This is a genomic window from Candidatus Deferrimicrobiaceae bacterium (assembly GCA_035256765.1).
Taxonomy (GTDB): domain Bacteria; phylum Desulfobacterota; class Deferrimicrobia; order Deferrimicrobiales; family Deferrimicrobiaceae; genus CSP1-8.
In genome coordinates this window covers 1-11,452 of sequence record DATEXR010000260.1, presented here as the reverse complement: position 1 = coordinate 11,452, position 11,452 = coordinate 1, and the positions used below count along the sequence as shown (strand labels likewise).

Here is an 11,452-nt window from a genome sequence, read left to right as displayed (position 1 = left end):
GCCCCTCGTGCGTGATGGCGGCCTCGCCTTCGGAGTTGCGCACGATGCCGATGATCTCCTGGGCGGAGGCGGGAAGGGCCCACGCCAGGACGGATAACGCAACCAGAAGAACCGCGACGAACGACGTGTGTTTCATGACCTCACCTCTCTTGGCAGTCCGAATGCCGATTTTTCTTTCCCTACCAGACGCTTTTCTAATGAAAGATATATGCCAACGGAGGGGAGAGGAAAATATAATTAAATAACAACAGGTTACCATTAGGAAAAGAGGACGGCGGAGACGGATATTGGGCAAAAAACAGGATTGGGTGCCGAATTATGCCCAAAAACGTCACATCACCGGAAATGCTTCGCCATCGTTCCTGATCGGCTATAATCGGAGAGATTGTTCGTCAGGCCGGAAGGGGAAGGAGGTGTTTCCATCCATGAAGAAAAGCGGTGAAACGACCATCCGGGTGGCCTGTCCCTGTTGCGGATCGACCCTTACGATCGATGCCGGGGAGGGAACCGTCAGGGAGTGGAAAGAGGCGCAGGATCCCCGAAAGGCCGCCGATCTGAAGGATGCGGAGAAGCTCCTTCGCGAGGAGAAGGAGCGTGTCGAGGCGCGCTATCAGGAGATCGTCAGGGCCGACAAGGAGAAGGGCGCCTCGATGGACAAGAAGTTCAAGGAGTTTATGGAGAAAAGCCAGGGCGAGCCCGTCACCAAGCCGTTGCGCGACGTCGATCTCGATTGACGGTCGGCGGTCCCACGGAACGTTGCGGGACCGCGGAGCCTCCGATCGCCATCACGCGGGGTTGAACGAAGCAGGAATCTCCGCCCATGCGCGATCGTCTTACGAGCAGACCGTGACATCCAATAAGGAGGTCGACGACCGTGGCATCCCTTCCCACCAGGAAATTCGGCAGGAACGGCCCCGGGATCACTCCGATCGGCTTCGGGGCGTGGGCGATCGGAGGCGGCGGGTGGGCCTTCGGCTGGGGCCCGCAGGATGACGCGGCATCCCTTGCGACGATGCGCCGCGCCCTGGAGTCGGGAATCAACTGGATCGACACGGCCGCCGTATACGGGCTCGGTCACTCCGAGGAACTTGTGGGAAGACTGCTCCGGGAGCTACCGGCGGGGGAACGCCCGTACGTCTTCACGAAGTGCGGTCTCGTCTGGGACGAGAAGAACCCGATGGGGGAGATCCGGCGGGACCTGAGTCCCGGGTCGATCCGTCGGGAGTGCGAGGCGTCGCTCCGCCGGCTCGGCGTCGAGCGGATCGACCTCTACCAGTTCCATTGGCCGGACGGCACGGGCATGCCGGTGGAGCAGTCCTGGGAAGAGATGGGGAAGCTCGTGAAAGAGGGAAAGGTGCGGTGGGCCGGTGTCTCGAACTTCGACGTCTCCCTTCTTGACCGATGCGAGAAGCTTGGCCATGTCGACTCCCTCCAGCCGCCTTTTTCGATGATCCACCGCGAGGCGGCGGCTGCGGAGATCCCGTGGTGCGCGGGTGGGGGGACCGGCGTGATCGTGTACAGCCCGATGGGGTCGGGGCTTCTGACCGGGAAGTGGACGGCCGATCGGCTGAACCGCCTTGCTCCGGACGACTGGCGGCACCGCTCGCCCGATTTCCAGCGGCCGGCCGTGGAGAAAAATCTGGCGCTTCGGGACGCGCTCCGGCCGATCGCAAAGCGCCGCGGGACGACGGTCGAGGCGGTCGCGACGGCGTGGACATTATGCTGGCCGGGGGTCACGGGCGCCATCGTGGGGGCGCGCACGCCCGAGCAGGTGAACGGCTGGATCGGGGCGGCAAGCCTTACGCTTTCGGGGGAGGACCGGGACGAGGTCGCGCAGGCCATAGGCCGGACGGGGGCGGGATCGGGTCCGAGGCACCCGGGGCAATAAGAGGGATCCAAACGGTAGGAAGCGCAGCCCGGTCCGATCCGGGGACGGGCGTGGATCAGCCTTCTTCGCACCACTTCCTTGCGTTCAGGAACAGTTGAAGCCAAGGGGAAGCCTTCAAGTTTTTCTTCCACTCTTCTGGCATAAACCCCCATTGCCATTTGAGAAATGTACGCTCCGGATGGGGCATGATCGCCAGGTGCCGGCCGTCGGGGGAGCAAAGCGCGGCGATGCCGCTTGCCGATCCATTCGGGTTGAAGGGGTACTTCATCGTCACTCTCCGTTTGTCGTCGACGTACCGGACCGGAGCGAGCGAGAGGGACTCCACATTCCCGAGGGTCTTCTTTCTGGGGAAATAGGCCCTTCCTTCCCCGTGCGCGACCCAGATCCCCAGGGTCGAGCCCGCCATGCCCTTAAGCATGAGGGAGGGGCTCGGGAAGATCCGGACGGTCGAAAACCGGGACTCGAACCGGCCCGAGAGGTTCCGGATGAACCTCGGCTGGTCCCTGTCCCCGATCCCTACCCAAGGGACCCAGCCGAGCAGCGCCATCAGCTGGCATCCGTTGCACACGCCCAGGGAGAACGTGTCGGGCCGTTCGTAGAATCTCTGGAACTGCTCGAAGATCCCCTTGTTGAACCGGATCACCCCGGCCCAGCCCTTGGCGGAGTCCAGGACGTCCGCGTAGCTGAATCCCCCCACGAAGGCCATCCCCCGGAACCGGTCCAGGTCGACCTTTCCTTCGAGGAAGTCGGTCATCGTCGCGTCCCAGACGTCGAACCCGGCCTGGTGGAACGCCGACGTCATCTCCCGGTCGCTGTTGCTTCCCTCTTCCCGGACGACCACGACGGCGGGTTTCCCCTTTTTCCCGAAGAGGGCGGGGGAGGCGGGCTTGGGGACGAAGGCGAATTTGTACGACGGTCCCGGCCGGTCGAAGATGTTCCTTTTCTCCTCGATGGCGCATTTCGGGTTTGCCTGGAGTCTTTCGAGCCGGTGGCTCGTCTCCTCCCAGATTTCCCGCAGGGCCCTCATCTCCTCGTTCAGGACGATCCGGCCGCCGGAACGGACCTTGATCCTCTTTCCCGTCGTCGTCTTCCCGAGGATCCGGAACGGGACCTTCGCTTTCCCGAGCCGGGAGGTGATGGCCTTTTCGTCTTTCGGGAGGTACTCGATGACCAGGCCGAGCTCCTCGGAGAACAGGCAGGGAATGGGGCCGTCGCCCTCCGCGGAGACGTCCAGCCCGCAGTTTCCCGAAAACGCCATCTCCAAAAGCGTCGTGACAAGCCCTCCGTCGCTGCGGTCGTGCCCGGAAAGGACCAAACCCTCGGCGATCAGCCCCTGGACGGCGCGAAAGGCCCGTTTCAGGAGCGTCGGGTCGTCCACGTCGGGGGACCGGTCGCCCACCTGGCCGTACACCTGCGCGAGTGCCGATCCTCCGAGCCGGTCCCGGCCGTTCCCGAGGTCGATCAACAGGAGCCGGCTTCTTCCCGGATTCCTGATGTCGGGGGTCACCACCTTCGTGATGTCCGGGCAGGGGGCATAGGCCGAGATCACCAGCGTCCCGGGGGATTTGACCATTTCGCTTCCCTCCCGGGAGACGACCTTCGCCGCCATGGAGAGGCTGTCTTTTCCCCCGTCGATCGCGATCCCCAGCGCGAGCATGATGTCCCGAAGCGCCACCGCCGCGTCGACCAGCTTCGCCCCTTCTCCGGGGAGCTTCGCGGCCCACATCCAGTTCCCGGAGCATTTCACGTCTTCCAGTTTGCTGATCTTCGCCCAGACCAGGTTGGTCAGCGCCTCTCCCACGGAAAGCCTGGCCATCGCGGCCGGGTCGATCAGGGTCTTGACCGGCTGTTCGCCGATCGAAACGGCCGCGCCCGTCAAACCGAAGTGGCTCTGGGCGATTACCGCGACATCCGATACGGTGAGCTGCAGGGGCCCCGCGCACTGCTGCCTTGCGACAAGACCCGTGACGCTCCGGTCGACCTTGTTCGTCAGGAACCGCTTCGATCCGACGGAGACCAGCCGCAGGACCCGGATCAGCGCATCCCGGACGGTTGCGTTCCGGGGGAGTTTCAGGGGCGAAAGCGCAGGCGGGATCCGCGCGAGGCGGAACGTCTTCTGCGGCATGTCGCCCAGGATTTTGTCCAGGTCGAGGTCGACCGGCGTGCTTCCGTCGGCCTCGTCGACCAGGATGATCCGCCCGTCCCCGGTGATCTGCCCGATGAACGCGCAGGGGACCTTCTCCCTGCGGCACATCTCCTCGAAACGCTCCGCGCTTTCGGGCCGGAGGAGAAGGGCGTTCTGCTCCTGGTACTCGGCGCCCCACAGTTCGAGGACGGAGAGGGTGGTATCCCCGCTCTGGATCTTCCGGATCTCGATTCTCGCCCCTGCCGGATAGATGATCTCCTTGACGACGTTGCAATTTCCCCCGGCGCCCTGGTCGTGGATGCTGACGATCGGATTATCGTCCCCCATCTCGACGCATGCGCGAATGACCCGGTTCACCTTCTGTTCCATCTCGGCGTCGCCGCGCTGGACGGCGTTGAAATCGAGCTCCGCGATGTTCTCCCCCTGGATCATGCTCGACGCGGCCCCGCCCCCCATGCCGATCCGGTACGCGGGCCCGCCGATCTTCGTGACGAGCATCCGGGGTTCCGGCGCTTCTTTTTCCACGTGCCGGGAATCCATCTGCCCGATTCCGCCCGTGAACATGATCGGCTTGATCCATTCCCTGCGTTCCCCGTCGGGCAGCCGCAGTCCGAACGCGCGGGTGAACCCCTGGATGACGGGCTCGCCGAACTTGTTCCCGTAGTCGGAGGCGCCGTTGCTCGCCTGGATCTCGATCTGCAAGGGCGTGGCGAGGTTGCCCGGGTAGTCGAAGGAAGGGTCCTCCCAGGGGAGACGGTAGCCGGGGATGCGCAGATTTCCGACGCAGTAGGCGGCGGTCCCCGCGACGACGAGTCCCCCCCGTCCCGTGGCCTGGACGTCCCGGATCCTTCCCCCGGTGCCGGTCTCCGCCCCGGGGAACGGGGCGACGCCGCTGGGGAAGTTGTGGGTCTCCGCGGTGAAGATGAGGTGATAGGAAGGGCTTGCCTCCTTGAACCGGGAGAACGAACCGGGATTTTCCGGGAGGATCGTCCTGATCCGGTATCCCCGGATCGCGCTCGAGTTGTCCCGGAAGGCGATCACGCTGTTTCCCGGGTTCTCCTTCCAGGGGGTTTTGACGATCTGCATCAGGGTTTCCGGGATTTCCTTCCCGTCCACGACGAGCCTTCCTTTGAAGAACCAGTGGCGCGAGTGCTCGCTGTTGGATTGGGAGAGGTCGAAACATTCCACGTCGGTCGGGTTGCGATTGAGGTCCTTGACGAAGAGATCGTAGTAGTACTCGATGTCCCAGGCGTCCAGCCCCAGGCCCAGCGTCGCGTTGATCCGCTGAAGGGCCGCGATCCCCTCTTCGATCAAAGGGACGGTGCGATGGGGTTCGGGCCGGATTCCGGTCTCGAAGGTCGAAAGGGTTTCGGGATAGGGGCATTCGGTCATCCGGTCGTGGACTTCGGAGAGGAATTTCTCCCGGCGGTCTCCGCCGGGGCGGGAATCCGCAAGCAGCTTGAACCTTCTCGACCGCTCGATCCTCTTGATCTTGTCCAGGCCGCACGCCCGGCAGACGGAGACGGCATTCGTCGACCACGCCGTCGTGAAGTTCATCCGCGGGCCCACTTCGAGGACGGGGCCCGGCGCGAGGAAACTCGCGGAAGCGAACCGGTCCGGCTCGAACGTCTCGGCAAGAAGCCACCGAAGCGCGTCGAGTTCCGCCCCGCTCAAAGGCGCAGACGTCTCGATGTTGAAACAGTACTCCGATTCGATCCCCTTGATGCCAGGGGAGACATTTTTCCTGGCGAAGGAGAGAAAAGAGGCCTTCTTCGTTTCGGAGAGGGCGGGGTTTCTGTAGAAATGCAGAAGTTTCATATTCAAACCCGGCACGATAGGGGGATGAAAAGCTTCCGGATCAAGGAGTCCGTTCTTCCTGTTTTTTCGTGAAGATATCTCCGGCGGTCCCATACGCATAGTATCGGGAAACCCGGAATTTCTCAAGGGGAGGACGCCGCAATATCCCGTCACGGACCGTTGCTCCCCTTGTGCTCCCGCTCCCACTTTTCGCATAATCTCTGTCAGGAAAGTCGTGCGCGGGAGATGATCCGGACGACGCGTGCATAAGGGGGATCGGGATGGATACCGCCGAGACATGCAGACGTGCGGCCGATGCGATCGGGAGGGCCGACGCCCTGGTCGTTACCGCCGGAGCGGGCATGGGGGTGGATTCCGGGTTGCCGGACTTTCGCGGGGAGCGGGGATTCTGGAACGCGTATCCGATGTACGAGCGGCTCGGAATATCGTTCGTGGGAGCCGCCAACCCGGTCCATTTCCTGCGCGACCCTGCGTTCGGCTGGGGGTTCTACGGCCACCGGACGAACCTCTACCGGTACGCGGAGCCCCACGAAGGGTTTTTTCTCCTGAAACAGTGGATCGAACGCTTCGGCCTTACGCATTTCGTCGTCACCTCCAACGTGGACGGCCAGTTCCAGAAGGCGGGGTTCGAGGAAGAAAAGGTGCTGGAGGTCCACGGTTCCATCCATCACCTCCAGTGTACGGGGCCATGCTCCGATGCGATCTGGCCGAACCGGGAGGAAATCCCGGTCGATCACGACACCATGCGGGCCGCACATATCCCCCTGTGCGCAAGGTGCGGCGGCGTGGCGAGGCCCAATATCCTCATGTTCGGCGATTTCTCCTGGCTGAGCGTTCGCACCGATGCCCAGGAAGCCCGCTTCGGGATCTTCCTGGAGGAATCCCGGGCGCGCAAGACGGTCGTCGTCGAAATGGGCGCAGGTACGGCCATTCCGACCATCCGGGCCCTGAGCGAACGTCTCGGACGCCGGGCGGGGGTGACGGTCATCCGGATCAATCCCCGGGAACCGTGGATCGACGATCCGCACCTGTCGGTTCCCGACGGTGCCTTGGCCGGCCTCAAGACGGTCGGGGCGGCACTGGGAGGGAGAAGAAAGGGATAGACCCGCACGGACCGGGGAACAAGGAACGGGGTTGCCGTGGACGGAACGTAGGGGGTCTTCCCGATTCCAGGGGACGAAATCCTGCCGTCACCTGTCCGCAACGGAGAAAGGGAAGACGCCTTCTATCGGGGTCCTTGCCGGATGGCGACGGGGTCTGGCCGGTCCGTCGTTTATCGGAGGGGCGGGAACGCCGGGCCCGGTTTTGCGAAATAGTATCCCTGGCCGACGGTCACGCCGATCTGCCTGAGCGTGTTCAATTCCTCCTCGGTCTCGATCCCTTCCGCGATCACCAGGGAGTCCATCTTTACCGCCAGACTCTGGATGGCCTTGATCAGTTCCTGCTTCAGGATGTTTTTCTCGATTCCGCGCACCAGGGAAAGATCGAGCTTGATGTAGTGGGGCTTCAGTTCGACCACGGTTTCCAGGCTGGAAAACCCCGATCCGGTGTCGTCGACGGCGATGGCGAAGCCCAGGTCCTTGTAATACTGGACCGCTTTGTTGAAAAGATCGTAATTCTCGATCGCCTCGCGCTCCGTGATTTCGAACACGATGTTGAAGGTGTTCAGCCTCAGCTCTTCGAGCAGGGATTTGAGATAGGCGTCCCGGAAGTCGGGGTCCAGCACCATGGACGGGAGGCAGTTGACGAACAGTCGGTGGGCGTTTTTCAGCCCCTTGGCGTTCTGCAGCGATTTCTTCCGGCACAGCCGGTCGAGTTCGAAGAGCAGGTCGGTCTCGGCGGCCGCGTCGAAGAGAATATACGGGTTTTCGAATTCCGTATCCGCCGGGCCGCGGGTCAGCGCCTCGTAGCCGAGGATCTCGTTCCGGGAAAAATCCACGATCGGCTGGAAGATCGTGCGGATGCTCTCCTTGAGGATGAGTTCCTGGAGCTTTTCCTTGTACCGCATCACCCGTTTGAACTCAAAGAAGTTGCACATGGTCTTCGCGTCTTCGATGACCTTGTTCAGGAGGCGCTCCTCCCGCATCAGCGGGTTATGGATGACCACGGCGTATCCGATGGAGATCTTCGGGTTCCCCCGGAGATAGGGGAACGTGATCGGGAAAACGCTCTGGTTCAGATAGGCCGTCACCCGTTCGCAGAGGCTTTCCAGGTCGGAGGGGCAATAGTCCATGTCCGTCCGTTTGCCGGAGAGGAATATCGTGAATTCGTCGCTCCCGGTATTGTTCGCGACGATGAGATCATCCTGGCGGATCTGGTTCCCTTTCATCCCCGTGATGACCTCATGGATTTTCCCCATGATGTCCAGGTAGGATTTCTTGCCGCAGAGGTTTTCGATCTTGTTGATGCGGGAGCAGTTGATGTAGAGCACCGCGAGGGAACGGTTGCGGGAGAGAAGGGAACCTGCCTGCCTCATCGCATCCGGCAAGGCGGGAATCGCCAAAGAGCGAGGTTCCTCCATCAGGGCGACATCCGCCATCATGACCCCCGCGTCTTCCGCCTCCCGTTGCCGGGATTTGTCCTCGGGGATCTTCTTCCTCGCGAGAGTGGTTTGCCGCTTTCCGACTCTGGACATGCAGGGTCCTCCAAGAGTGAATCATCCGCCTGATTCTTATCGGAATCCCGGCGGTTCAGGTTTAGGATCCTTTCCCGCCCATGAACCGCTCAGGAACCGGGGGGTGGCTTGGGCTCCACGCATGCGCCGCGGTAGCGGCCGGCGATCTGCCGGAACTCCTCCTGGACTTCCAGGAAGGCGTCCAGCACGTCGGGGTCGAAGTGCGTCCCCCGATCCCCGACCATGACGCGCACCGCCTCTTCATGGGAGAATGCGGCCTGGTATCCGCGGTAGTGGGTGATGGCGTCGTAGACGTCCGCCACCGCCATGATGCGCCCCGGGATGGGGATATTCTCCCCCTTGAGGCCGCGGGGGTATCCGGTGCCGTCCCACTTTTCGTGGTGGTTGAGGGTGATCTCGTCGGCTATCTGGAGGAAGGATTCCTCCCCCAGAAGTTTTTTCGCCAGCCGGATCGTCTCCGAGCCGTACAAGGTGTGCCGTTTCATCTTCTCGAACTCCACCGGGGTCAGCTGGCCCGGTTTCAGAAGGATCTCGTCGGGCACTCCCACCTTGCCGATGTCGTGGAGCGGGGCGAGGCGGAAGAGGAGGTCGACCGCGGCGTCATCCAGGTAGTGACGGAAGCGGGGATGGTCCTTCAGGCGATTGGCCAACACCCGCATGTAATGCCGGGTGCGCTGGATGTGCCCGCCCGTCTCGTGGTGTCGGGTCTCGGCCAGGGAAGCCAGGCTCTGGATGATGGCTCCCTGGGTGAGGGCCAGCTTCCGGGTCCGCTCGCGGACTTCCCGGTCCGCCTGCAGGAAGCGCAGGGAGGTGAGCAGGAGGAATACGAGCAGGAGGGTCGCCACCGGCATGAGCGGGGGGAGGAAAATCTGGCGATAGGCCAGGAGCCAGTCGGCCCCGAGCCAGATGCCGGCCGATGCGGGAACGACTGCCGCCAGGCCCCACACCGCCCGGGCCCTGGCCATGAGCGCCGTCAGGAGGAGGCCGGGGACGAAGACCAGAAGGATCTGGATCCCCCGTGACCCCCGGGGAACCGCGATCGGGTCCCCCGCCAGGAGGTTGTCCATGACGGTCGCCTGGATCTCGACCCCCGGCTGGGAGGCTTCCAGCGGCGTGGTCCGGATCTCCTTGAGTCCGGCGGCGGTGGTCCCCAGGACGACCATCTTTCCTTTCAGCGCGGCCGGGTCCGCCGTCCCGTCGAGGAGAGCGGCTGCGGAGACGTGCGGGAAGGTGCGGCGGCGGCCGCGGTAGTTCACCAGGAGGTTGCCGCCCCGGTCGAGCGGGATTCTCCTCCCTTCCAGGCGCAGCGCACCGACCCCCTCCGGGCCCGTCTCCAGGATGGGATCGCCGCCGCGGGCGCGCAGGTAGACGGCCAGAGCGAGGTTCGGGTAGAGGAGGCCCCGGTGGCGGACCACCATGGGGATGCGCCGCAGCACCCCGTCGGGGTCGGGGGTTACGTTGAAAAAGCCCGAGGAGTCCGCGGCCTGTGCCAGGACGGGGAGGTTGCAGACGACCCCCGGGGCGTCGAAGAAACTCCCGGCTCCGTCCGTCCCCGATTCCGAACGCACCGCCGCGCGCAACGGGTGCAGAACGCACGACTCCCCCCGCGACGCGTCGAAGTCGAAGTGATAACCCAGGACGAAGGGGCCGCCGGCCAGGGTTTTCGCCAGAGCCTGGTCGCTGTTCCTCGCCTCGGGGGGGAGTCCCGCCAGGTCGATCTTTGCCCCGAGGTCCCGGAGGATCTCTCCGGAGAGGGAGCCCAGAGACGTCCGGTCGGGTTCCGCGAAGACCATGTCGAGGCCCACCGCGGTTGCCCCGGCTTCCCGGATCTTTTCCAGGAGGAGCGCCACGCGGTAGCGGGGCCACGGCCATTGTCCCAGGCCTTCGAGGGTCGATTCGTCGATATCCACGACCGTCACGGAGCCGGAAGGGGAGCGGTGCGGGGCGGAGCGCAGGAAGGAGTCGTAGATCTTCCCTTCCAGGAAAAGAACCAGGGGAGGAGGCCATAGGTACATCGCTCCCACGAGAAGGGTGAGAAGGACGCCGGTGAGGAGGATGGGGACGTTGGGAAGCCGGGGCGGACGTCGCACCTTATCGCACCGTCACCTCCACGCGGCGGTTCCGTGGCTCGGAAACCTCGTCGCCGGTGGGGACGAGAGGATTGTCCTCCCCGTGGGAATCGATCGCGAGGATGGACGGGTCCACTCTCTCGGCGATGAGGAAGGAAGCCACCGCCTGGGCACGCTCGAGGGAGAGTAGGTAGTTGTAGCGGCGGGTGCCCACCCTGTCGGTATGCCCCACCACGCTGACGTCCCCCGGGGGGCGTTCCTTGATGGCCCGGATCACCTCCCGCACCTTTGCGCGCGATTCCTTGGTGAGCTCGAAGTCGTCGTGCGGGAAGTACAGGATGAACCGCAACGGAGGCTTGGGGAGGGCCGTGAGGGCCGGACCGACCAGGGTGCGCACCTCTTCCATGGGCATGATGAAGGGCTTGCCCGGGGGGGCACCGGGCGCGACGGTCACGGCCTGGCCGGGCTCCGAGAGGAGACGTTTTCCCCCCGCTCCCGAAACGATGATGGCGCCGGTTTTTCCCTGGTCGTCGGGGAGAAGGATGAAAACGTCCTGAACCGGTGGGGGAGGGGCTTTCGGGGCTGTGGCGCATGCGGCGGAAAGCATCAGGATGGCGAAGCAGGCCGCGAACTTGCGCGGCATCGCCCGCCGTCCCGTCGTGACGCCGTGGCTACCCATTCCCCTTCATCGCGAGGCGGGTTCCCCGGTCTTCACGGCGAAGCGGGTCCCCCGGACCCCGATGGAGGCCGTCGGGGTCTCGAAACGCACCGACTCGGGGGACAGCTTCCCGATGAGACCCGAGAGGTAGGCCATGGTTCCTTGGGTGATGCGGACCAGCAGGCCGAACTTCTCCTCCGCGGGGGAAAAGAGGAATTTCTGGATGACGAAGCTGCTT

The 11,452-nt window shown here is 63.9% G+C and carries 8 protein-coding genes; 3 read left to right on the top strand and 5 right to left on the bottom strand.

Features of this window, described 5'->3' with window-relative positions:
• The first annotated feature begins 425 nt into the window (after positions 1 to 425).
• Both VJ307_08815 and VJ307_08810 read left to right on the top strand, forming a co-directional pair.
• Positions 426 to 734: a hypothetical protein gene (locus tag VJ307_08815; protein ID HJX74244.1), complete on the top strand. Its 309-nt coding sequence runs from the start codon at positions 426 to 428 to the stop codon at positions 732 to 734.
• A gap of 140 nt (positions 735 to 874) precedes the next feature.
• On the top strand, positions 875 to 1,888 hold the full coding sequence (locus VJ307_08810; protein ID HJX74243.1) for an aldo/keto reductase: 1,014 nt from the start codon (positions 875 to 877) through the stop codon (positions 1,886 to 1,888).
• Between the two features lie 55 nt (positions 1,889 to 1,943).
• Here VJ307_08810 and purL read toward each other — a convergent pair whose 3' ends face one another.
• The gene (purL, locus tag VJ307_08805) at positions 1,944 to 5,852 is read right to left on the bottom strand and encodes a phosphoribosylformylglycinamidine synthase (protein HJX74242.1); all 3,909 of its coding nucleotides are present in this window, start codon (positions 5,850 to 5,852) and stop codon (positions 1,944 to 1,946) included.
• A 260-nt stretch (positions 5,853 to 6,112) separates the two neighbouring features.
• Between purL and VJ307_08800 the strand changes: the two genes are divergently transcribed.
• Complete coding sequence (locus tag VJ307_08800) at positions 6,113 to 6,955, top strand: Sir2 family NAD-dependent protein deacetylase (protein HJX74241.1); 843 nt, start codon at positions 6,113 to 6,115, stop codon at positions 6,953 to 6,955.
• 170 nt (positions 6,956 to 7,125) lie between these two features.
• Here VJ307_08800 and VJ307_08795 read toward each other — a convergent pair whose 3' ends face one another.
• The 4 genes from VJ307_08795 to VJ307_08780 all read right to left on the bottom strand — a co-directional run.
• Positions 7,126 to 8,487, bottom strand: coding sequence for an EAL domain-containing protein (locus tag VJ307_08795; protein ID HJX74240.1), 1,362 nt, complete (start codon positions 8,485 to 8,487; stop codon positions 7,126 to 7,128).
• 89 nt (positions 8,488 to 8,576) lie between these two features.
• A complete protein-coding gene (locus tag VJ307_08790; GenBank protein HJX74239.1) occupies positions 8,577 to 10,577 on the bottom strand; it encodes a CHASE2 domain-containing protein in 2,001 nt (666 codons plus the stop codon).
• Between the two features lies 1 nt (position 10,578).
• Positions 10,579 to 11,235 (bottom strand): OmpA family protein, encoded by a 657-nt coding sequence (locus tag VJ307_08785; protein ID HJX74238.1) that lies wholly within the window; start codon positions 11,233 to 11,235, stop codon positions 10,579 to 10,581.
• Positions 11,236 to 11,241: 6 nt separating this feature from the next.
• Positions 11,242 to 11,452, bottom strand: a 211-nt coding sequence (locus VJ307_08780) for a hypothetical protein (protein ID HJX74237.1), incomplete at its 5' end; no start/stop codon positions are given.